The organism is Methylomonas sp. BW4-1 (assembly GCF_052474385.1).
Genome location: NZ_CP184125.1, coordinates 162,987 through 186,622 on the forward strand (window position 1 = coordinate 162,987; position 23,636 = coordinate 186,622).

Sequence of the window (23,636 nt, forward strand, 5' to 3'; positions counted from 1 at the left end):
AATACGGTTCAATACCACCCAAATATGAAATTACTGTAAAAAATATCCGATTGATCAAGGAAAGGTAAATTGTGTTTTGCACCGTACTTAACGCAGAAAAAGACGGATTGGGAAAAATCATCCAGATTGAAGACGATTGGGTTGTCGTCGAATATTTTGATTCTCCAACCATTAAACAGTATCCCCGTGTAAAAGTTCCACTAACGTCAGTTACACGGAAACATTTAGGATGCAATACACGTGTATTCATCTTTGACGAAATATCGAACCAGTGGCATATCGGAAGGGTTCGACATGACGATGGCGAAGGGATCGAAGTCCGTTTGGCACACAAACAGGATTTCTATGTGCCACATGAACAGGTCTTTGTTCGATGGAAACGCCCGATCGAGGATCCCGTTGGTTTCCTAGGGAATTTCGTTACCGAAACACCCCAGTATGCTGAGGCTCGCTCTGGATTTATGAGGAATTATGTTAACCAAAGAGGTGCAGCATTCGGGTTGTCAGCCTTATTATCCTCATCGATCGAACTCGAACCACACCAAGTCGAGGTGGTCAGGCGCGTTTTAACCGACCATACCCAGCGTTATTTGCTCGCTGATGAAGTCGGATTGGGAAAAACGATAGAAGCCGGAATTGTCATCCGCCAAACCGTGCTCGACGACATTCGAGGTCATCGGGTGCTCGTTCTAGTCCCTCGCGAATTGGTAAACCAATGGCGCGAAGAACTGATCGTCCGCTTTGGGCTTTTGGTTTTTCTCGACGAATCAGTGTTTGTGCTTCCCCAAGAAGACAGTGAGGAATTGAGGGATGTTTCCCGAAACCTTTCCTTGCTGGTCATCGATGAGGCACACCACATAACTGCACCTAATGCAACGGAGTCTATCGAACGCGTTTACTGTTTGGTTAGGGAGATGGCGCAACGAACGGAAAAACTGCTGTTGTTATCGGCCACACCGATTTTGCGTAACGAGAGTGGATTCCTCCGTATGCTGAACCTTTTGGACCCCGTGGTTTACCCACTTGATGACCTAGACAACTTCCGTTTGAAAGTTCTCAATAGGCAAGCATTGGCCGAACAAGTCGCCGCTCTTGACCCCGCCTATCCTTTTTTTATGGATTCAGCACTTGACGACTTAATGTCTCGACTCCCCAACGACCCTCGATTAGCTGAGTTAGCACGAACGCTAAAGGAAAAATTACTCGACTTACCGGATGCTAGCGATTCGGGGTTTTGCGCTGCCGTGAGGGAACTGCGAGCGCACATTTCCGAGACCTACCGACTTAATCGGCGTATCTTGCGAAACCGCAGAACGCAAATCAAGGGATTAACGCCTCAACGCCAGGAAGTCCAGTTTTGGCAAGTGGATGATTCATCGATGGAACCGATCGAATTCGCTCTAGAGAATTGGCGAGTCAATGCTTCCCTGGCGGCAGGTTTGATGGGTACGGACAGGGTTTCTGAACTCCAGGAATTTTACTGGGGTGCTGTCCGCTCGCTTTTCGAAGATCTTCCTGGGTTCTTGCAATCCTGTGTCCATCGGTCGAAAGAGATCCATATCGGTAATTTGGTGCCATTCGATGATGAACAGTCGCTACTAGACTCCATCATACAGACCATCGACGTAGAGGATTGGATGGGCAACCGTCTTGAGAGAATGTATCAGGGATTGGGGGCGCTACCGGAAACTTCCAAAGCCGTAATTTTTTGTGCCACAGAAAGTAGCGCCGACCAAATTTTCGAGTATCTAAAGGATCAACAGGTCAATGTGGTCCAACAAGGCGTTGACGATGAGTTCGATGGCATGCAGGAGCGTTCTTGGCAAGAGTTCCTGACCAATCCGGCGGTTCGTGCCATCGTTTGCGACCAGCGCGCGGAAGAGGGTGTAAACCTGCAAGGAGGAAACAAGGTCATCATCCATTTCGACCTACCCCTACAACCGAACCGAATAGAGCAGCGCATTGGGCGCGTTGACCGCTATGGATCTGGCAACTCGGTCACATCGTACGTTCTTCTTGATGAGCATGCGCCGCTCCAAGTGGCGTGGTTCCGCGTCCTCGATGATGGCTTAGGTGTATTCAAGCGCTCAATTTCTAGTCTGCAATACCTTGTTGAGGAGGAAGTTTCATCTTTGGGTCGGACGTTGATTTACGAGGGATCTGAGGGATTCGACGCTCTGCGGGAGCGTTTGGCAGGACCAACCGGTGCTGCCGAGCGAGAGTTACGTCTGATCGAGCAGCAAGATGCACTGGACCAGTTGTCTTCGGTTGCAGAACAGGAGTTTGACGAATTATTTGATGTGGACTTAGAATGGCGGGAAATCAGCGAGACAATGACTTATTGGATAGAAACAACACTTCTGTTCGAGAAGGTGACATTACCGCGCCCAAAGGGAATGCCTCCAGTCGATGACCCTTTCCGTTTTCATTACTGCTCCCCCGAACAAGGGACTGGCCAAGCCACACTGATCCCCTTGTCCGAATTCATTGACGACTTTCTGGGCGCCATCGACTTCGACGCGCCGGGTAACCGTTCGACACGACCGCAATCTTTTCCCTACGTCGCCTTCCGACCTATCGCGGTCAAGCGTGGCATTCGTCCGTTGCGTTACGGCGCCGAGTTCATCGAGTCGATCAGGTCGTTCTCAGAGTTGGACGTTCGTGGACGCAGTTACGCCATGTGGCGGCAGATATTCGGTCAGTTCCAGCCAACGGAAATCCGTACCTGCTTTCGCTTCGATTTTCTGGTGGAAACGCGTTTAGAAGAAGCCCAGGCTGTACTTGCGCAAGAAGGGAGTTGCGCGAACGAATCGGAAAAGTCGTTCCTCGCCCGCCGAGGCGACATGTTATTCAGGCCACACTTTATCCAGGTTTGGCTGGATGAAGAAGGCGATGAATTACCACAGGAATTCATCGAACGGTATCTGGTTACACCCTACGCTAAGGCAGGTGGTGATGGCTACATCGACAAAAACCTGGATATTACATATTTAATCGCTTTTAAAAGAAGGTCGCCAGACATCTTCACGAACTGGAACGTGCGGTGCGAACGCATGCGCGACAAGGCAAAAGCCATTGTGAAATCTAGGTCTGAGTTGTTAGACCGGCAGAAAGATGCGCTTGAAAGGGCATTGTCTGCAGCTGAAATCCGCTACGCCCAGTTACAGACTCGTATCCAGTCGCTTGATAGTGAGGAGGCTAGTGCCGAAGCAGCGCAACTAGCACTCGAACAAAATCTCAACGAAGCGCTTCGTCGAGGCATATCCAGTCCCTCGATCAAGGTTGACGTCTCCGGAGTAGTTTTTCTGACCAGCGACCCCGTATCTCTTATAGAGACATAGGGGAAGGGCAATGAATTTCGACCTCAACGAACTGCAGACCATTCTTGCAAATTGGCCTGTGGTCCCTCATTGGCCCGACAATATCGAGGACAGTCTGCTGGACCGGATTTGTCAGGTGCTTCGAGTTGCGCATGATAATCAAGGACAGTGGCACGGTGACTTACAACCCTTAGTTCGGCACGCACTGCTCCGCGCAAGCAAGACTGCCGGATTGCCAATCAATTTAAAAGTGCCCTCTGGTCATGGTTGGCCGGATGTGCAGAGTTGGGTCATGCACCGCATCGAAGTATTGGCAGTTGGGACTTCTGCCTTTCTGTTGACTGCACAGGACTGGCATCCTGAGTGGCTCGATAGTGGTGAGGGCGGGGTTTTCTCGGATGCTTTCTCCGATAAACAGGTTCGAAAGCATAGCTTCTGCCCTGCTGATCCTTTCATTAGGGATGCAACGGGTTACGAAATGTACTCGTCTCCCGGGCAGAGGGAGGCTGTGCGCGCGGCATTTTTGATGCCAGAAGGTGATACCCTCATAGTAAATTTGCCTACTGGGTCGGGAAAGAGCCTGGTGGGTCAGGCGCCCGCTCTCGTCCACAAGGAAGCCGGTCCCCTTTCTATTTTCGTGGTTCCGACGGTTGCATTGGCCTTGGATCAGGAACGCGCTATGCGTGCTTTGTTTCGGATCCAAGATCCTAACCGTGCTAATTGGCCGTTAGCTTGGGTCGGTGGTTTGTCTAAAGATCATCGCGCTGAAATTAGGCAACGTTTACGTGATGGTACGCAGCGCATCTTAATCACCTCACCCGAGGCACTTACGACTTCATTGCTGCGGGCAGTTCTGGAAACAGCGACCGCGGGCATGCTTCGCTACCTGGTGATAGACGAGGCCCATCTCATAACCCAGTGGGGTGATGAGTTCCGCCCTTCCTTTCAAGCCCTGGCAGGCTTACGCAATAGTATGTTAAAGCGTGCGCCACGGGGTTTCCGCACCTTGCTCTTGAGCGCTACATTTACCGAAGAAACAGTGGATACGCTAGCCAACCTCTTCGGTCCCCGTGAGCGCGTACAAATGGTGTCAGCGGTTCATCTTCGACCCGAACCGCAATACTGGTTTTACCAAGCGAATTCCGCGAAAGAGAAACAGGAGCGCGTGTTGGAGGCATTGAGACTTGCGCCAAGGCCTTTCATCCTTTATGTCACCCAAAGAAAAGAAGTGGTGCAATGGAAATCTATCCTCGAAAGTAATGGCTCAGCTCGGATAGCCACTTTCGATGGAGGAACAACCGACTCAGAACGGTTGAGGATCATCCATGAATGGGCGAAAAACCGTCTTGATGGCATAGTCGCGACATCCGCATTTGGTGTCGGCCTCGACAAGAATGATGTTCGGACTGTTATACACGCCACAATTCCAGAGACGCTGGATCGCTATTACCAAGAGGTTGGGCGCGGCGGTCGTGACGGCAAACCATCGGTCAGCTTGATGGTCTTTGACAATACCGATTGGAACTTGCCGGAGCGCCTCGCGACACCCGCAATCATCACCAAAGAATTAGGCTATGGGCGTTGGGATGCAATGTGGAATTCTCGCCAAGCGACTGGTGAAGAGAATTTATGGGAAATCGATATAGAAACCGTTCCGCCCCACCTGCAAGGTGGGAGCGAAGCAAACGTCAAGTGGAATATGCGAACCCTAATCCTAATGGCAAGGGCTGGGCTGATAGCACTCGAACTCGAAAACCACCCTGACGAAATGATGGAAGAACCGGGAGAGGATGCCTCTTCGCTGTTAGCCGCTATCGCCAATATGAGGGTGCGAATTCTTGATGATGGACATCGTCTAACGGAACGCTGGGAAGAGGTTGTTAGTGCTTCGCGCGATAATACGCTAAAGACTGCAGCTCGCAACTTGCAGATGATGAGTCAACTCCTTCCTAATTCGCACAGTGGGTTAACTCAGGTTGGAGAGGTAGGAGATACGCTTTGCCAGTTATACCGAATCAGGTCTCAACAATGGCCTGTGTATGTGAGCCATGCATGTGGTGGCTGTCCTAAGGATCGCTCCGAACCCATTGAATATCGCCATTATCAGGAACCAGTCGTATTACCGATCAATCGTGTAATTACCTCTCAACCTGAAGCGTGGGTGACGAAGTTTCCATGGCTTGATCCCGCTTTTGTCTTAGTATTTTATGACGAAACACAGCCAGAGTCGACATTGCGTCAGGATGTTATTCGGTTTGCAGAGTGGCTCGTTCAGCACTGCGGAGTGCGCGAAATTTCTATTAATCCTGCCTCTTCCTATGCACAACTTCCCGAGTGGAACAAACTTTACATGCGGGCGCGGGACAAGGTGGTTCTGCACCGATCTTTGAAGGAGTTAGATAGGGAACCCTATTCCCCTCTCCTTCGAATGACTTTATTGGACCAAGATACATCGCCAGATCTCATTCAGAAGGTTCAGATGCTGCAACGACCTTTTCACTTCTTACTCTTACCGATATCACTGCCAGACCCTGTTAAAAATTTGAGCAGCTTGTACGATGTGAGCCCGAATAAGATAACGCTAGATGCCTTAATACGAGAAATCGTGCAATGAGTATACTAAATCGCCCCAGTGACGGGCTTTATTCCATTCTTCTGACGCTCGTAACGGCTCTGTTTCGGGAAAAGCCAGTATCACGCGATAACTTAATCCGTATTTATGGGCCGCCACCTTCACAAGACTACGAAAAAAGACAGAATCTGATCCGCGGTACATTAAATCGCTGGATCGCACTCGGCCTCTTTGTTGAAGACGACAACAACGTTCGTCTCGCTATCGATCCCAATAAAGGCGAATCAGTGGAGTCCTTCCTGATGCGTTTGCCGGCAATATGCCGGCAACTCGCATGGTCGCGTGGTAATCCGTTATGGCCTGACAGCGACAAAGTTACCGAAGAAGACTTGGGTGTAACTGCTGATCTGTGCCGCGGATTGTCATGGTGTCTTTGTCAGGATATTTATACGCTCCCAACTGCTTGGGATGACATTAATCCTCTCATCGCAAGGCAGGTAGTACCCGGACGCGCTATTCTCCAGAACGACACCCGGTGGCAGGGATTAAAAGATTGGGCTCGCTTTTTGGGTTTTGCCGTGGAAAGTCGTGCAGGCATCTTCTTTGACCCTACGGTCGCGGTCCGGACAGAATTGGCGCAATTCATGAAATTTGGCACATTGATTCCCGCAGATGAGTTCGTCTTGCAGTTGGCTTCTCGTTTACCCGTGTTAGATAGCGGATCATATCGAGTCGAGGTGGAACAGGCGCTTCGGCCCGAGACTTGGTCAGCACCACCTAAGGGATATCTATCGACAGCACTGTCATTTGCATTACGCCGACTTCAGATTCAAAACAGTCTGGATTTGCGAATCCTTGCAGATGCGAATACTAAACTAACGCTAACCAGACAAGGGGGAAGGACTTGGGATAGTTTTACCCACGTAATGCTGAAGGATGAGTTGTCATGAGCCTGCTTAATTATTGGCCTATAGCCGACGAAATCAATAAATGCATCAAGCACGAAGCTGAAGGCGCAAATGATGCCGTATTGCTTGCAGTTCATAGACCCTCACCACTCAGTTACAGGCTATATTCCTCTACCGAAAAGATTCCCACCAACGAAGAAGAACTTTTTGACTACTTGATGTCTGAAGACGTCGCAGAAGGCGTTCACATTGTACCCATTACCGGCGCGTCTGGTGCCGGTAAGTCACATATGGTGCGCATTCTGAATGCCCGGTTGCAGAGTTTGAATGGGGATAGCAAGTTTGTAGTCATTCGCATCCCCAAGAGCGCCAGTTTGCGTTCAGTAATTGAACTCATACTAGAGCAACTGGAGGGGGATGAGTACGCCCAAGTTAAAGCGGATTTCGCAAGTGCGCTGACCGAGGATCTGGACATAGAGAGCATGGTCACCAAGTTCCAAGCGGAACTGGATATTGCTCTGCAACACTTGTCCACAGAGTTGAAGGCCAAATTTCAGGCGGACCGGGCTAATACGATTTTATGGGCGCAAGCAGGCCATGCCGATCAGTTACGGTATTTTTTTGGAGATCCAGTACTCGTCGATCATTTTCGCACGAATGTATTTAAGCGTTTTGTTCAGCGTGCCATAGCGGGGCAGCACGAGATCGAGCGAGAGTCGTTCGTCGAAGATTTTGTTCCAAATGACTTGCTTCTGCCCGAAGACATAAAAATTGCACAAGCTGCAGATAGGACTCGACATTACTACATCACCCAATTATTGGCTGATGGTAATAGGCATGACGTAACCCGTTTGTTGAATGAAAAGAAGATTGGCGACCGGGCGATTCGGCAATTGTTCAAGTTGCATCAATCTTTGGGTGGTATGACGCTGCATGAGGTCATTCTCAAAATTCGAGAGCAACTGCTTGTGCAGGATAAGGAGTTGGTGATTTTCGTTGAAGACTTCAAAGCACTCATCGGTATTCAGGACACCCTGCTCAAGATCCTGATCCAAGAGGGTGAACGCGAAAATGTGCAGCAATATGCCACGCTACGCTCGGTTATCGCGGTAACGGACGCATACCTTGCGACGGAAGACACATTCGGTACCCGTGCCAAGCGCGAGTGGCGGGTGGAAAGCGAATTATCCACTGACAATGAGGTTCTTGATCGCACAAAAGCTTTGGTTGCAGCCTACTTGAATGCCGCCCGCTGGGGATTCAAGGAATTAGTGCGCCACTTCGAAACGAAAGGGAATACTGGTGATGGTCAAGGTACGTGGATTCAACCATATTTCGATCAGGAAGACGACGATGACACTGTCCTGAAAGCTTTCGGATCCGTAGACGGCATTCCGCTGTTTCCGTTCACCGAGCGCGCCATTGAGCAACTAGCCAGGACAGCACTGATCCGTAACGATAAACTGCTTTTCACCCCGCGGTTTATTATTGATCATATTCTCAGAGATCTTCTCTTAAAGGGGCGTCCAGCTTTTGAGCAAGGGCAATTCCCTCCAACCAGCATCAACATGCCGAATACAAATATGGAGATTGCTAAGTGGTTAAATCAATATAACGGGGCAACGAAAGAACGCTATCAACGTGTTGTTGGCATTTGGGGTAATGCGCCGCAAACAGTGGCGGAAGTTGGCTATATCCCGAAAGAAGTGTTCGATGCGTTCAAGTTAGATCGCCCGAATATCGAGTTCATAATAATAGAAAACCCAACAGATGTAGATGAAACACAACCAGCACCACCGCCTCCACCAACCAGAACGGACGATGCTTCACTGATTGAAGCGCTTGAAAAATGGGTTCAGGGTCAACTTATGTCCCAGATGGTTGCCGGTCAAATCAGAAAATCAGTCGCCGCAGCGCTAAATGATCGCATTGACTGGAATACTGAGCGCTGCGCGAAGATATCGAAGATCCAACTAACCTCGATATCGATTCCAAACGCCTTGGGCCAAGGTACAATTGATAAGACCCCTATCCAGGTTGCGGACGATCATACGGATCCAAGTGGACAAATACGCTCGGAATTGGCTGCGGTAACTCGTCTCTATGAATTAAATAATGGCAAGATTGCTTATGCAGAGGCCGATGACGATATGGTTTGGGTAGGCAGTCTGGCTGATAGACTCATGCCCCAAGCGTTATCGATAATCCGCGCTGAAATGCAGCAAAAACTGAGTGGAGCCTTACGACTTCTCCAAACCAATAGCCAAATATTGGGTTTGGTTGCTCGTGGTAATACCCCCGCCAGTCTTGCGCCCTTTTTGTTTGAAAGCGTTGAAAATTTACCGAATCTACCGCCAGACTGCAACCAAGCCTTTGCCGATTGGTACGCATTGAAAGATTCAGCGCTTCGTGTCCGCCCAGAATTGATCCAGAAGGTCGTGTCTTTCTGCGGAAGCTTCCAAGGTGACAGCACCAAGACTCCATATGCGATTGACATGATTAGACTTACGAATTTGCGACAGTCTGAAAATGAATCAATCAACCCTCGTGAGCTTGGTTTTACGCCCGAGTTGGTCATCTTGCTTCAAAATCAGTTACGCGAAAAGACTGCGGAGATGAAAGCAAAAAATGCGCTAAATGCGGCGAACGCCATTCGTACAACACTCGAAGCTGAATGGGGAGAAAGCTTCAACAAACAGGTGATTGTCGATGAGTTCGAGGCGCTGGCAGACCAGTTAGGTGAATGCGGAGCCTGGAACGAGCAACAAATTGGCATTGGGAAACAGGCTTTCAAGAACCGCTGTAAAGACTTTGGGAAAGTAGCGGTGCACGAGGCGCTTGATACCCTTTCGAGTGCAGTCAATGATGGCGATGTACAATTGTTGAGTCGGATGGGGCGACTTAACGTCAATCCCCTGATCGTTGCAAACAATTTTCTGGAAAAGGCCCGATTAGTAATTCGTGTCGCTTCACGGCACGCGTCGATGCTAGAAACGCAATTCAATAACGTTAATCCTGCCGCGGAGGCGGCAGAGATTCAGGATGTGTTGCAGAATCTGAGTTGCGAGTTGGATTCGTATGCGGTGAAAGGAGAAGCGTCATGATGCTAGACGAAGCTAAAGATGTGCGTGAACGTCTCATGAACGCCGAAGCAGCCAGACATAACGTAGAAGAAGCTACAGCGCTCACCCAGAAGAAAAACGAACTTCGCAATCTGTTGGGTGTGGTCAAGTCCTTGGCGGAACGTCGGGACTGGCTTCAACATGGGGGCGTCCCATTGTCTCAGGCACCTGATGTGGGTAATGCTAAACGATTATGCAGTAATATCCTTGACCGCTTTAATGCGTTACCCAATAACCACACGTTGGTGAATGGTAATAGATGGATCAACTTATTGGATGCCTTGAAAGCATTCAAGCTCGAAGAGGAAACGCAGCAGAAACAGGATTGGAAGGAATACTTCAAGAGTAAGTTGTCTATAGGAGTACCTCCAGAGCAGCGCAAGCAAACCCTCACGCTGTCTTTACCAGTGAATAAAAGTGCTTTTGATCGCTATGAGCGTATGTATCGGCTTGTCAGCCAATACAAAAACGTAGTGCCCAATTCTAAAGAGCAGTTGGTCGAACTTCAGACTTGGTCTGAGCAACTGGCTGCAATTAATAGCGAGTTTGTGGAGAACGACGATGTGCCTGATGCCGTACAGGCGTTTTTCACTGCCACGATTCACGGAGCCAGTCTGGAATTGTTGACGGAAGAAGTCATAACGTGGCTCCGTGCCAAAAATATGCTTAACAACTACGCCGTGCGGGCACGTTAATAGGAAGTGTTTATGTCGGAACCGCGAGAGAGTTTTCTGTTATCGACGCTGGATTGCATTGAGGAGCGCGAAGCGAAGCTGCTTGCTTGGGGGATTGTGGATGGTGCATTCGCCTACGATGAGATTTTCGACCTCATTTTGCCTCTGTTGGAGAAAGCCAACGACGAAGGCTTGGTGGCGTTTTTTTCGGTCGATGAAGTGCTTGCCGAGTTACTGCAACGAAAATGGTTGGTCGAAGCCCTCATGGTCGGCGGTTCCTCTGGTTATCGTTCACGGATGGCGGAAACAGTCCGTCTTATCCAAAGATTGAGGCAGTTGTTCCCTAAACATGCCGGTCCATCCGGATGGCAAAATGCGCCAGGATTGGTTGCCGACTTTCGTTTCCTTCGCCGCCGCCGTCGCTATCCAGCGCGCGACATCCCGTCTGATCAAGCGCTGGCAATGATCAGCGAGGCCGCAGGAAGTCCAGCGTTGCTGGCGGCGGTCAAGGCGCTGTTGGCACCGGGCGGTCGTTCCGTCCGATTATCCGGTTTTCAGGTAAGGACTGCTCAAAGAATCCTTCGTTCGATTGAGACGGGACAGGAGTTGGCTACCATCGTTTGCGCCGGCACCGGCAGTGGGAAGACGCTCGCATTTTATCTACCAGCACTGGCATCGGTATGCCGTCACCTGCTGGTAGACGGGAAAAAATCCGGTTGGGTTAAGGTTGCTGCACTCTATCCCCGCATCGAATTGCTCAAGGATCAGTTACGTGAGGTACTGCAGCGAGTCCGTGCTCTCCAGGCGGATTTACCCGGCGGTGAAAAAGTCCAAATACGCATCGGGGCATTGTATGGCGATATTCCCCGAACTGCACAGTACTGCAAGTGGCCGAGAGGCATCTGCCCGACATTAGCTTGCCCGGACTGTGGAGGCGAATTGCGCTGGCACGAGCAGGACCGTAACGCGGGTGTCGAGCGTCTAGTTTGCGTGTCAGAAGAATGCTCCTGCACCTTGGATGGTGGCGTGTTTCCGTTGACCCGGGAATCGATGATGAACAGCGTGCCTGACATCCTATTCACCACGACCGAGATGCTCAACCAGCGCCTCTCGGATACCTCCATGGCACATCTGTTCGGCATTGGACCAAAAGCCCTTCGTGCCCCGGAATTAGTGCTGATGGACGAAGTGCATACCTATGAGGGCAAGCACGGTGCGCAAGTTGCCTATCTCATGCGTCGTTGGCAACGACTTTTGGATCAGCGTTTGCGTTTCGTTGGCTTGTCGGCCACATTGCGCGAGGCAGCGCAGTTTTTTTCAGCATTAACTGGTTGTCGCAACAACTTGGTGGACGAGGTGTCACCGCATGCTGATGAGATTGAGGCTGAGGGTGCCGAATACATGCTCGCGTTGCGAGGCGATCCGGTCTCTCGTGCGGCGTTACTATCCACCACAATCCAAACTTGCATGGTGACTCAGCGTTGTCTCGACCCGAAGTCAACCAAGCCAGAAGATTCCGTTAGCCGAGGAGCGTTTGGGCAACGAACATTCGTTTTTACGGACAATCTGGATGTTATAAACCGATTATATTTCGATTTGCTTAGTGCTGAGGGACGGAACAGTTACGGTAATCCTGACATGCGTAATGCTCCCGACGGAGGATTGGCGGTACTACGAGAGAGAGGAACTTCCAGCGCACGTTATCTTAATGGGCAGGATTGGCGTTTTTGCGAAGACTTGCACAATGGCCTCAGTCGCCGTCTCGTGGTTGAAAGGGTCAGTTCCCAGGATCGCGGTGTGGATTCTGGCGCGGAGGTGGTTGTCGCTACTGCCGTACTGGAGGTTGGTTTTGACGATCCGGTCGTCGGAGCAGTAATCCAGCACAAAGCTCCGCGAAGCATGGCAGGATTCCTGCAGCGTAAGGGGCGTGGTGGGCGTACGCGGGGTATGCGGCCATGGACCTTGGTTGTGTTGTCCGATTACGGTCGCGACCGTACTACCTATCAAAGCTACGACTTGCTATTTGACCCGGAACTACCGGTTCGGACTTTGCCACTGGAAAACCGGTATGTAACTCGGATGCAAGCGGTATTCGCGACAATCGATTATTTGGGTGCGAAGTTGGATGGCGCTCCAAGCGGAAGCGTTTGGAACGACTTGAGCGGAGGCGAGAAGTTTAGTGACAGGCGACGCCAACGTTTGCTGCGCGAGTTGCACAACATCGTTGAGACAGAGAACGGAGCGAGGCAACTTGGTTATTACCTGAAGAGCGCTTTAGACATATCCATAGAAGATCTGTCGGCGATTATGTGGGAGTTTCCCAGACCCCTGATGACGACCGTCCTTCCTACTGCAATTAGGCGCTTAGAAAGTAATTGGAGTGCAGGAGGCAAACCGCAGCAGGATTACCAGGCGTTCAATAATCCGCTGCCCGACTTTATTCCCGGTTCACTTTTCGCCGACCTCAATTTGGCTGAGGTGGCCATTGATTTACCTGGAACTGACCACCCTACTGTTACGTTGAATGCTCCCGCGATGCCTGTCTTTGCGGCAATGCGGGAGTTCGCGCCCGGTCGAGTTAGCCGTCGTTATGGCGTGAGCCACAAAAACGAGCGGCATTGGTTCCCGCCAGCAGCGGAATTTTCGGGCGAACCCGGTTCCTTCGTGCTCGATATTGATTCAATCGGGAGTCACCAGTTCCTTGGTGACTATCAGGTTCAGGTAGGCGACGAAATCAAATTACTACCGGTCTTTCGCCCGTTCCGTCTAGCTCCGGAATCTCCATCGAAAGAGGTGAAGGATACTTCGAACGCTTCACTCAGATGGCACAGCCAAATCGTCGCCGGAGTTGAGCCGTCTTGGCTGTCGCCTCCGACAGGAAGTCTTTGGGCAACGATCATACCCCGTATCGGTTTTTTCACGCACTCCCGCCATGCACCGCTCGAAATCAGGCGGTTTTCCGTTGGGTCTTCAGCGGAAATTGGTCTTGGCACCCAAAAAGTCCGGACAGAAACCGATTTTCAATCCAATGGCAAACCTGCGGGACTTGGATCTCGTTTTGCCGCAGATGGAGTGGTTTTTCAAGTCCGCATTCCTTCAGGATTGCACCTCGCTGAAGGAAACGAAAAATGGCGTGCTCTTCGTGTTGCCAGATTTACTAACCTTGCCTGGCGCGGCGAACGTTTAGCCAGCGTCCCCAGTCCGTTCATGCGCGAATGGTTGACACAGATTTACCTTTCAGCATTGACTTACGAAGCCATACACGGCCAAGTAGAGTTGGCAGAGGTCGGCGCACGCATTCGTGAAGAACAATCAACAATTTCGCTGTCGGATGTCTTGGCCATCTTGTTTCAGTCACAGGTCGTAGAAGAACAAGGCGATGTTGAAGCGTTAGGGACTACAGACAAGTTGCGCCAAGAGTTAGATGATTATCTTCGCGATCCGTCCATAGTCGAAGAGCTACATGATTTAGCGGGTATGCTTTGGCTACCTGTTGGATCCGATTGGGAACCATGGCTGAGAGGGGTATACCATTCCACCTTAGGCGCGGCATTACTTCGTTCGATAACTGATCTTTGCCCGGGAATTGACCAAGAAGATCTGTCCGTGGATTTGGACCGCGGTCCAGTACCCGCTGGTCAGACGGTTGGCTTTGACCCTGAGACGGTGGAAATCTGGTTTACGGAAAAGAATCCAGGCGGAAACGGACTTGTTGAGGAGTTCATGCGTCGATTCGCCGAAGATCCACGGCGTTTTTTCTCTATAGTTCGAGCAAATCTCGGAATCAGCGAATTCGAGATTATCGATCACCAGCTAGGGCAGATCGTGACCAAACTCGCCAAAGACGACGGTCACGGTGATTCAGAAAGCGCTGAGTTGGTTCGTCAGTTCAGGACTGCTGTTACACAGGAAGATATGGCGCGAGCGTTCAAATCTCTGCGTAGATCTCTATTGCTTGATGGTTTTTCCCCTTTCCATGGATTCCTAGTAGCGCTTGGTAACCGCGTTCTTCGCCCTGGAACTTGCGCGGCAACGGACAATTACATGTCTCAGGTGCTTGATCAATGGCAGACAGAGGAAGAGCGAATCGGTATCGAGATTGATCTGCGCGTAATAACCTATTATCTCAGCCAATCTGATGAGATTGAATGCTTATCTTCCATCGTCGGTGCCCCTCCTATCCTAGGAGACTCTACAGCTTGGAAAATTGGAGCTATTAGCAGTTTCCTATGGCCACGCGGTCAAGCAATCAGGAGATCCGCACTCCAGATGAGAAACCCTTTCACGGAATTGCCTTTGGTCGAGCGCTTGGTAGTCGCAGAGTCCATAGGCGACGACCGCGTGTGTGTTTCTATGCTGGAAAAAGACTGGTTGGAAAAGACCGTGGAGCAACTTGCTGTGGGTTGTCAAGTGACGCTCACTTGCCCAGAAACAGGGCGCGACAATCTAGCTAAGGCACTCAATGCGTTGATGACCAATCCAGTCGAATCCGGCTATTTACGTGCATATGCCCGTCTGCAGGGAATCCGCCAAAGCCATTCCCAGATCGAGGCCGATATCGAACTCGTGGAGGCAGTGCAATGAACGTCCTATACCGACGCATTTTTAAGACCCAAACCACTGGGGTAGCAACCATCCAGGAACTAATGCAGACGATGTTCGTGGCTGAGGTGCTGCAACCTGGTGATGATATCTGGATAGTTTCCCCTTGGATTAGCAACGTTGTGCTAATCGACAATCGGTCCGGTAACTTTGACGCTCTGAATCCGGAATGGGGGCGCCGCGAAATCCGCCTTGTGGATGTACTGATAACTCTAATGAGCCTTGGTTCGAAGGTGCATATCGTTACCCGCGATGATAGCAGTAACGATTCGTTCCGTACGAGGATTGCCGAATTAGCCGGCGAACACGACCTGGAGGACTCCTTAACGGTACATATTCGTGATCAACTTCACACGAAGGGGATTTTACTTACGAGATGCCTGCTGATGGGATCAATGAATCTGACTTATAACGGCATGATCATCAATGACGAATGGGTCGAATTTTCAATTGATGTGAGCGATCTTATTCGGACGAAGCTCGAATTCGCACGCTACGGGGACGGCCAATGATTGATACCTTACTTTCGCGAGACTTATCCTGGCTAGAAGCCTTTTTCTCGGGCCGTAACGTGTTGAAATGGGAAGATGTTATTGAGCGTAGTGCCCCTCAGGCATGGTTGGAGCAAGTCCTCCCATGGATCACATCATTCACTAGTTCTGGAGGTGGCTTACCCATCGTCTTGCCTGTTTTTGGTCCCAATGGGCCCTGCCATTGGTACGGTATGGCATCTAATGAGGTGGGGGCAAACGCTTTGTCCCAAGAATTAATGGCGTTTGTCGGTCCAAGTTTTAGCGACTTTCGAGGACAATTACACAACATGGACTCAAGCGACGTAATTGAGAGATCCTTGCTCGAACGCTTCGGTCGTTTCGTGTTTCGTTTCGACCCGGTTGGCAACGCGGATTGCGATAACATAGCGAGAGCATTGCAATCTTATTTGGGCTCACTCCGGCGTCGCCCCGAAATTCCTGACCGAACCCAACGTCCTTTTGGCAAAATCCGCGCAGAGTTCGACTGCGCTCTGCTGGCCGGTAATGAATCGGACGCACGGCGTTTGCGTGACGAATTGATCAGCAGCGGACGAATTAACGCTGAGCAGCAAAAGTACCTGGACATACGGATGTTGGCTGGGTTGGGTCGCCAATATCAATTGGCGCATGATTACCCCCTAATTAAGTCTGTTCTCGGTCTATCGCTTCCCGCTCAAACTATCGCTGACCTGGTCGGAACTCTCTACTCAGCCTATATCGCCGAATTAGAGGACAGCGGTGATGACGAAGCGCTCCTGGACACATTCAGGAAGGAGATCTCGGGCAACTTTGGCTCACTATTTCTCGAGCGGAAAGGAATCAGGCATCCAAATGTACTCAAAGCCTTCATGCTGTTCGAACTTGTTCAGGCCGAACCGAACAGGGATCGCTGCCAATCAATCGTATCCGCTTACCCGGAGGATGACGGACGCGGCCTAATCGAGCGTTGGGCCGGACGGTTGGCAACGACTGTATTACCCCAAACTGATCTTTTCGAATCCGCACGCCAAGCAATGGCAGACGAGGATTTTGGTTTGGCACTCCAGTTTGCATTCGATGCCCTTCCAGCGCCGTGGACCTATCGTGTGATGCTCCAATGCGCGACTGAGATGGATGACGAAGAAGTCGCGCTCAGGGTTCTCTCAGCGGTGGAAAATGTATCCGATACCGAACGCTTGAAGTGGACAAAGATGGATTTTGTCCTGATTCAGCAATTGCGCGCCGAGTTCTCCGGAAAGTCCGAAGAAACCGATGTGATACTAAACCGTACACCACGTCCGGAAGCGGATTGGCTATCTTGGGTTGGTTATGTTGAATCTGGGATATACGACCGTCCGCCGCTGCAGGTCTTGGAAGATGCCTTGACCCGTTGGAGCGTCGAATCTTATGCCTCGGACCCAGCAGTATGCCGTGTATTGGCGGAAAGGATCGGGAACGCCAGTGGTGACACGGAACAGATGTTCCGCGACGCGTTCGCTCCCCTAGTCGAGTTCTTCGTGGACCGCCCGGACCGTCCGGTTCGTGCCTTCGGCCCAATCTACGCAATGCTGATCCGTATCGTTGCATGGAATGGTATGGTCTCCGCAAACGAACTCGAGTTAGCTTCTGCGCTTGTGCAGGCATTGGTCAGTCTTGCACCGTCGAGTCAGGATTATGTGGAGATTGTTGATGCCTACACAGAGATACTATGTGCGAACAATGCTCCGAGTAACGTCGATTGGGCACTTAATGCGGCCGAAATGTTGGCGCTCCAAGCTTCTCCGGATAGAGGTGAGTCGCGGTTACGTTTTTTTATGGCTGTTGTCGATATGGCACGTGCGTGCGCACACCGTCTCCGATCGGTTCAGTACGAAGTACTGTCTTTGTTGGCCAAGGATTATGGCTGTTCTGGTTTATTGGAGGCTTTTCCAAGCCTGGAAGCGGATTCTCAAGAGCAGGCACTACGGACCGACTTTGCCGACCTGATATGTATCTACACCTTGACGGAACCAGCAGGGCAAAGGGCCCAGCAATTCCTTCGCAAGTTATTGCCGCAGGCCAAGGTAGAAGTGAATGCTGACCACGTTGCGACTGACAAACTCAAACATCTGGCTGCTAATGCCGACATCTTCGTTTTTGCTTGGAAGAGCAGCAAACACCAGGCCTATTTTGCGGTGAAAGACGCTCGGGGAGCCAAGCAAACCCTTCTTCCCCTGGGAAAAGGCAGCGCCAGTATTCTTAACTGCGTACTGGGACAACTTGAGCACAATGGTTGAAAGTTATGTTTTAAATCTATCGATAGATTGACCTTGATTTATATATGCACTTAACCATCTAGGGATGCGTCCTTTTCCTGTCCAAGTGTTTTTATGGTTGCTGGGATCTCTATACTTAATAGAAGGACGGACGTTATTTGAAAGCCTTTTATTATCGTCTGGCATAAAAATCTCAACATGTATATTGATGCTTTCAGCCAATTGCATAATCTGTTGAATTCCATTAAGTCTTAGCTCGTTTTGACGCTCCCTTAGTGAAAAAATTAGATCATCAATTTCTGTTACTGAAAGATTGTTAAAGTCCATTGCCATAACTTATTTGGCGGTGCCATACCAACAGTTTCAAGACATAACCTCGTCGGTACGTCTTGAGCGCAAATCCGATCTGACAATAGAAGTAATATAATGAGTGAGAGAGACGATATCTTTATTTATGTTTTGAATTGCTTTCCAGTGGCGAATATCATTTTCCGCCAATTTCCACTCGCCGTGCGTCCATGCGGTACGTCCAGATAAACATCCCATACCTTTTGCGAAATCTTCCCAATTTCTTGCTCCATCAAGCAATGCCAGTATTTCCATAACGTAGCCTAGTGAAACAATCCCTGCACCGTGAACTAATCGCGATGTCTTTGGCGTATGCCCATTCCATTCATTTGCAAATACTTTTTGGACTGCTCGATAAAATTCGCTAATCAGATCAAAACAACGCTCAGCACCGTCGTTTTCTTTTATAAATTCGCGCATCATGCCATCATTAACTGAGTTCATGACCACTCGCTGAATTGAAGTGTCTGCAATAAAGCCATTTGGATTAGTTTGCTGACGAATTAATCCTTTCAGTGACGAGTTAGGGTCATAATTAAGGCGTGCTGTTAAATCGGCAGCAAAAGTGCGCGCGTCTAGTCTGTGAGGGAGTCCATCTACTGTGGGCAACAATTCGTAAATAAGTGATTTTGGAAGTGGTTTTGTATTGTTAATCAATACAAATTGTCGTCTTAATTCTGCATCGTCTTTACAAATCAGTGCCGAAACGAAAACCTGAAAATCCTTGTTTTCAATTTGGCTTAGTGCGCTCAATCTTTGTTGACCATCTACAACAAGTCCTGGTGGAATATCTGAAGTTTCTATCGATATTCGGCAGACGTTTCCATCCAATGGTTCGATCGTAATGCCATCAGTAAAAGCAACTACAATTGGGTTGGGTAGAACTGCTTCAGCTTTTTCAAGATAATCGCGAATTTCTCTAATATGTGAAGCAATTTGTGGGCGTTGAAACCCACTAAGATGACCTTCTGAATCTCGGCCAATTCTTTCGATAGATGCAAAGCGTAAAAGATCTTCCGCACTTGCAGCAAAAGAAACAACTGTATGGTTAGGACTTTGTTGTGCGCGAATTGCTAAGAACGATATTTTATCCATTAAGTGATCCTTGTTGGTTTAGGGTATCGATCACTCCCTTGTATACTTGGAGGTTATGCATTCCGCGCCGCCTGTTTCTATTGCTGGCGCGAAATATCATTACCTCTATAGAGCTTTCTTGGCAAATTGCACACAGACATTTTTTCCAAGGTTTTTCAGTGAGTGTTTCGACATATTGTGCTTTTAAGGTAGTAATTTTCTGGGTGTGTTTAACCTCTTCATAAGGCTTCTCGAGCATCAGTGGTGAGCTATACAGCATTACTGCTTCAAGAGTCTCTTCTAAATCAGCATATCCTTCATCGTAAGCTCTGAGATGAATCAGTGCATTTTTCTCCATCTTGACTAGATCTTCTGAACGGAAAACACCCCGCTTAATTAATCTGAGTAATCGTTGGTTTTCTATCGCCTGGGGAACACGAATTGCTGTGAAATATCGAAGCGAAACCTCACCCACGCGAGTGTAATAATTCTGCTTGTTATCTTTAAATGCTCGAATTAATGGTGAAGTTGTATCAAAACTGGTGATGTTATAGGGAGTAAATGATGAGATTTCATCAGCTTTAGCAAAGCCTAAGATATGTAACCTGGTAGATCCTGGAATGGCTGCGCGAATTGATTCTAGACACATCCGAATTTGAGCAGCTTTTAATGGAACCATCCCTCCTACAGCTAGATATGTGTAACCCATGGATACCAGTCGTCGAGCAGCTTCAGCCATGCTATCTGGAGACCAACCTTGTATTACCCCTAGCGGAGTAAAGCCTGTTCCAAGAGCACTACTTGCATTCAAAAACACATCCGCATTTTCTAAAGTGATGTCAAAACGCATCCGCGCTTCTTCACTTCCGCCTTCCATGCCTTTTACCGTAGGGTCAAATTCAAAAATAATGTGGTCAACTGAACATCCATGCGAAAACTTACCATCATGGTAAAACTCCAGCATATTTTCTGGTGTGTAGGGTGGTACGTCTTCTTTCACATATGAAAATGCACCACAATCACCAAAAATATCTAAAGCACTAAACTTTGAATGATCAAGCCTAAGAAACTCTCGAGCTCCAATTCTACGGAACCTCATGGCTTGAGAGTCTGTGTACAAGCCTTCTACAGTCGCTCTAGATACCAGGACGCCATCGTAGGGCGCAGTGCTAAACATCTCATGGGGATAACGATCATCCCAATATACTTTCCGGCTTGGTTTTGATCTATCGTTCAAAAAGTCATAATCTGGATCAACCATATCCATGCTGTCAGCAAAGATAAACTTCATCGATCCCGCCTTGATAGGTCCCTATCCAATCGAATAAGGAATTCACTTAATTTTGTAATGTGTTGTCCGGTACTTTGAACTTCGTTCCAGCGCCAGCCAAGGTTTGACCAGGTTCCTTCTGTCCAGGCACAATAAGGAACTAGTCTTTCTAATGAATCACGGACCTCAACTTCTGGGTTAGGAGAGCTATCGGCCCGCAACATAATTTGATCCATTAAAGCGCCCATTGCTCTGATTCCAGCCGAATGCATTAATCGACTTTCAGTAGGTGGTTTGCCCCATGCGTTTTGAAAAACATGGCGCACAGCAGACCAGTACGTGACTAGGGCTCTATACATTCCATCTGCATCAGCATCTTGAGAAATTTTAAACTGACTAAGAGCTCCCATAGGAGGCTTTAGGTTTCGACGAAAAGCTTCGATCAACGCTGTATCAACAACGATGGCATTGGCATTTTCAGAGTCAGATTCTCTCCGGATCAGGCGATAAAATGGGGAGCGAGGATCCTTATTAAGTAGATTGCATAATTCGCTAGGCAGTTTACGTACAGTTAAGTCTTTAGGCAGAACAACATTTACTTCTGGAAGCAATTCGTTGATCAATCGAGTTGGGAGTGGTTTTGCTTTATTTACTAATATGAACTGCTCACGCTGGGTTTCAATGTCCGGACATACAAAGCCTACAACAGGAACTGCAATTTCATTTTTCTTTGCTCTAGCTAATGCTAATGATCGTTGCTGCCCGTCTACAATCCACGCTATTCGCTTACCTTCAGGTCTAACGGGAATAGACAATGTTCCTGCTTGAGCAACATCTACGAAGTTGAGAGGAGATGGGCCACGAGATTGTTTGAATTCAATTTCATTTGAAAGCGCTAATATGATGGCATTAGGAAATAAGACTGGACCACTGTTTAAAAACTCAACAATTGAGTTGACATGGTTACGGATTTCTTTCCGTTGGAACCCCCTCATTTCACCCTCTTCCCTAGAGACACGGGAAATATCGGCAATCTTTGTGATATCGGAACCAAAAAGGAAAAAGGAATAAACATCAACATCAATGCCCTGAATGGTATGTAACGCTCGAACAACAATGTTTTCTTCGATTTTTGACATCATATTGTCTCCATTGACTTAGCCACTGTATGAAAAAGCCTTTGAAATCTTTTTTGTTCACAAGCAACGCCTAGTGAATCCCTAAAAAACCTGAGCATTTTTGTTGGAGACACGAAATTTACAGACCATTGCTCTTGAATAAGGCAAGTCATTTCTTCATCAGAGAACCTGACTCCAGCAACAATTTTGTGAGGTTGTAACTGTTTCAAAACTTCTTCTACTAAAGAAGCGTGAATTTCAGATGAGTTAATTGACGAAATTGGAAGGATAGACTCAACAAAATGTCTTAATGCACGCTGTGGAAAGTCATTTAGCGTTCCTCGATTTGGTCCTTTTTGGCCGTCGAATCGCTCATCGTATGGCATCAAATAGGGTAATAGGCAATTTGAAACATCGTTTCTATGCACTCTCAAAAATAACCTCAACTTTGATTTTTCCGATTCATTAAGCGCTATGAGTTGACGTTCGATCAACTTGAAATATGGATAAGACATTGCGACCAACACCAGTTCATATGGACGGGTATTGAAAGCCACAGAAAATGGACTCTTGCGATTCAATGCATCCCACCAATCAGATGCGTTTCCTTGAGTTAATTTATCAAGTACACAATCGGCATTCCCTTTAGAGATTGTCGAACTGTAGGTAGGGACCTCATTTGAAGCCTCTATTAATCCAAGTCCTGCTGAGGCCACAAGTAGCTTTGCATTCAACAGGATTGCTGCACTTTTTACTTCGGTGAACACTCGTCCACAGTAAAGCCATTCCGCAGAAGTTTTCTTATCAACCTTTGATAATTGAGTTAACCATCTGTCTGCAAGTTCGTCAGCATTACCAGGCCTATGCTGACGAATACTACACTCGGGATGAGCATCCATTCGTTTTCTATTTGTACAATTTGTAATGATTAATGTCTTTTCTTTAAACATTTTTCAAGATTAATTGATGTATTTTATGCATGAAAAAATTTACATATAGGTAATTAATTGTATGTAAAATCACCATAAAGTCAACAAATAAACTTACAGTTAATTGCGTACAGATGATGCAGTGATCTGTAAAAAATGAGGGAGCATGAACAGATATTCAGTTTATGGGTTCGCGATCTCGACATAGAAGAACCGCTCCTTTTTTAGAGCCCATAAGACATCGGCGAGTGCAGGCTTCCGGCGGGAAAGATTGCGCACCATCTGTGGTGATCAATCGTACCTGCACCGCCACGGTGAATGCCTGCGGCGGCCCTGGCCGTCCCAGTCGCTCGAAGGCGGTGCTTCTTGCTCTCAGATGATTCTAAGCCCGCTGGGGGTGCCTTGCAGTTTTCCTGTTCGGAAAACCGCCCGGCCCTCGAGCTTCTAGGGACTACTCCGTAACCGCTCGCTAGCGCAGCGCCGGCTTGACTAAAAGATACCTATTCCTACCGATAGCTCTTTTTTTGTGACTCACCATTCCTTGGGATAGCCGCTTAGAACATTTAAGTCACCTCGGGTCCTTGAGTTATTGTCTATGATTTATTCAGTGCTAAAATCCTTGGCTCTACTACATCGCTATAGCCCATTAAAATGAACAAATCAGACCTCATCGACGCCATCGCCAGCCACGCCAACCTGACCAAAGCAGATGCCGGCCGTGCATTAGATGGCATTACCCAATCCATTCATTCTGCATTAAAAGCGGGCGATTCCGTGTCTTTGGTGGGCTTTGGTACGTTTGAAGTGAAAGAGCGTGCTGAACGCAGCGGCCGTAATCCGCAAACCGGCGAAGCGATTACCATTGCCGCCGCTAAATTGCCTGGTTTCAAAGCCGGCAAAGGTTTGAAAGACGCGGTTCAGTAAGGTTTAGG

Annotated in this window: 14 protein-coding genes; 9 read left to right on the forward strand and 5 right to left on the reverse strand. The window is 48.7% G+C overall.

Annotated features, from left to right (window positions below; genetic code table 11):
- Positions 1-71: 71 nt before the first annotated feature.
- From dpdE to dpdD, 8 genes are read left to right on the forward strand one after another with little or no spacing between them, the layout of a single operon-like run.
- Positions 72-3,341, forward strand: coding sequence for a protein DpdE (gene dpdE / locus ACH5Y9_RS00780; RefSeq protein WP_445368131.1), 3,270 nt, complete (start codon positions 72-74; stop codon positions 3,339-3,341).
- A gap of 10 nt (positions 3,342-3,351) precedes the next feature.
- A complete protein-coding gene (gene dpdF, locus ACH5Y9_RS00785) occupies positions 3,352-5,934 on the forward strand; it encodes a protein DpdF (protein WP_445368132.1) in 2,583 nt (860 codons plus the stop codon).
- Positions 5,931-6,842 carry a protein DpdG gene (gene dpdG, locus ACH5Y9_RS00790; protein WP_445368133.1) on the forward strand — a complete coding sequence of 304 codons (912 nt, stop codon included), beginning with the start codon at positions 5,931-5,933 and terminating at the stop codon, positions 6,840-6,842. Before dpdF ends, dpdG begins: the two co-directional genes overlap by 4 nt.
- Positions 6,839-9,904 (forward strand): protein DpdH, encoded by a 3,066-nt coding sequence (dpdH, locus tag ACH5Y9_RS00795; protein ID WP_445368134.1) that lies wholly within the window; start codon positions 6,839-6,841, stop codon positions 9,902-9,904. Before dpdG ends, dpdH begins: the two co-directional genes overlap by 4 nt.
- The gene (locus ACH5Y9_RS00800) at positions 9,901-10,617 is read left to right on the forward strand and encodes a hypothetical protein (protein ID WP_445368135.1); all 717 of its coding nucleotides are present in this window, start codon (positions 9,901-9,903) and stop codon (positions 10,615-10,617) included. Before dpdH ends, ACH5Y9_RS00800 begins: the two co-directional genes overlap by 4 nt.
- Before the next feature lie 12 nt (positions 10,618-10,629).
- Positions 10,630-15,180 (forward strand): protein DpdJ, encoded by a 4,551-nt coding sequence (gene dpdJ, locus ACH5Y9_RS00805; protein WP_445368136.1) that lies wholly within the window; start codon positions 10,630-10,632, stop codon positions 15,178-15,180.
- Positions 15,177-15,710, forward strand: a complete 534-nt coding sequence (gene dpdK, locus ACH5Y9_RS00810) for a phospholipase D-like domain-containing protein DpdK (protein WP_445368137.1) — start codon at positions 15,177-15,179, stop codon at positions 15,708-15,710. The genes dpdJ and dpdK overlap by 4 nt, the downstream gene beginning before the upstream one ends.
- Entirely contained in the window at positions 15,707-17,986 is a 2,280-nt protein-coding gene (gene dpdD, locus ACH5Y9_RS00815; RefSeq protein ID WP_445368138.1) for a protein DpdD, read from the forward strand. Before dpdK ends, dpdD begins: the two co-directional genes overlap by 4 nt.
- A 3-nt stretch (positions 17,987-17,989) precedes the next feature.
- On the opposite strand, the gene ACH5Y9_RS00820 is transcribed toward dpdD, so the two are convergent.
- The 5 genes from ACH5Y9_RS00820 to ACH5Y9_RS00840 are packed head-to-tail and all read right to left on the reverse strand — an operon-like array spanning position 17,990 to position 22,725.
- A complete protein-coding gene (locus tag ACH5Y9_RS00820) occupies positions 17,990-18,292 on the reverse strand; it encodes an H-NS histone family protein (protein ID WP_445368139.1) in 303 nt (100 codons plus the stop codon).
- A gap of 36 nt (positions 18,293-18,328) precedes the next feature.
- Entirely contained in the window at positions 18,329-19,408 is a 1,080-nt protein-coding gene (gene dbpB / locus ACH5Y9_RS00825; protein ID WP_445368140.1) for a DGQHR domain-containing protein DpdB, read from the reverse strand.
- Positions 19,401-20,678, reverse strand: a complete 1,278-nt coding sequence (gene dpdA / locus ACH5Y9_RS00830) for a tRNA-guanine transglycosylase DpdA (RefSeq protein ID WP_445368141.1) — start codon at positions 20,676-20,678, stop codon at positions 19,401-19,403. Before dpdA ends, dbpB (ACH5Y9_RS00825) begins: the two co-directional genes overlap by 8 nt.
- Entirely contained in the window at positions 20,675-21,799 is a 1,125-nt protein-coding gene (gene dbpB / locus ACH5Y9_RS00835) for a DGQHR domain-containing protein DpdB (RefSeq protein ID WP_445368142.1), read from the reverse strand. The genes dpdA and dbpB (ACH5Y9_RS00835) overlap by 4 nt, the downstream gene beginning before the upstream one ends.
- Positions 21,796-22,725, reverse strand: coding sequence for a hypothetical protein (locus tag ACH5Y9_RS00840; RefSeq protein WP_445368143.1), 930 nt, complete (start codon positions 22,723-22,725; stop codon positions 21,796-21,798). The genes dbpB (ACH5Y9_RS00835) and ACH5Y9_RS00840 overlap by 4 nt, the downstream gene beginning before the upstream one ends.
- 630 nt (positions 22,726-23,355) lie before the next feature.
- On the opposite strand from ACH5Y9_RS00840, the gene ACH5Y9_RS00845 reads away from it, so the two are divergent.
- Positions 23,356-23,628, forward strand: a complete 273-nt coding sequence (locus tag ACH5Y9_RS00845; protein WP_445368144.1) for an HU family DNA-binding protein — start codon at positions 23,356-23,358, stop codon at positions 23,626-23,628.
- Positions 23,629-23,636 lie beyond the last annotated feature (8 nt).

Excerpts from the sequence above, each read along its gene's own strand:
- dpdF (WP_445368132.1), top strand. The coding sequence starts at position 3,352 with ATGAATTTCGACCTCAACGAACTGCAGACCATTCTTGCAAATTGGCCT.
- dpdG (WP_445368133.1), top strand. The coding sequence starts at position 5,931 with ATGAGTATACTAAATCGCCCCAGTGACGGGCTTTATTCCATTCTTCTG.
- dpdH (WP_445368134.1), top strand. The coding sequence starts at position 6,839 with ATGAGCCTGCTTAATTATTGGCCTATAGCCGACGAAATCAATAAATGC.
- ACH5Y9_RS00800 (WP_445368135.1), top strand. The coding sequence starts at position 9,901 with ATGATGCTAGACGAAGCTAAAGATGTGCGTGAACGTCTCATGAACGCC.
- dpdJ (WP_445368136.1), top strand. The coding sequence starts at position 10,630 with ATGTCGGAACCGCGAGAGAGTTTTCTGTTATCGACGCTGGATTGCATT.
- dpdK (WP_445368137.1), top strand. The coding sequence starts at position 15,177 with ATGAACGTCCTATACCGACGCATTTTTAAGACCCAAACCACTGGGGTA.
- dpdD (WP_445368138.1), top strand. The coding sequence starts at position 15,707 with ATGATTGATACCTTACTTTCGCGAGACTTATCCTGGCTAGAAGCCTTT.
- ACH5Y9_RS00820 (WP_445368139.1), bottom strand. The coding sequence starts at position 18,292 with ATGGACTTTAACAATCTTTCAGTAACAGAAATTGATGATCTAATTTTT.
- dbpB (WP_445368140.1), bottom strand. The coding sequence starts at position 19,408 with ATGGATAAAATATCGTTCTTAGCAATTCGCGCACAACAAAGTCCTAAC.
- dpdA (WP_445368141.1), bottom strand. The coding sequence starts at position 20,678 with ATGAAGTTTATCTTTGCTGACAGCATGGATATGGTTGATCCAGATTAT.
- dbpB (WP_445368142.1), bottom strand. The coding sequence starts at position 21,799 with ATGATGTCAAAAATCGAAGAAAACATTGTTGTTCGAGCGTTACATACC.
- ACH5Y9_RS00840 (WP_445368143.1), bottom strand. The coding sequence starts at position 22,725 with ATGTTTAAAGAAAAGACATTAATCATTACAAATTGTACAAATAGAAAA.
- ACH5Y9_RS00845 (WP_445368144.1), top strand. The coding sequence starts at position 23,356 with ATGAACAAATCAGACCTCATCGACGCCATCGCCAGCCACGCCAACCTG.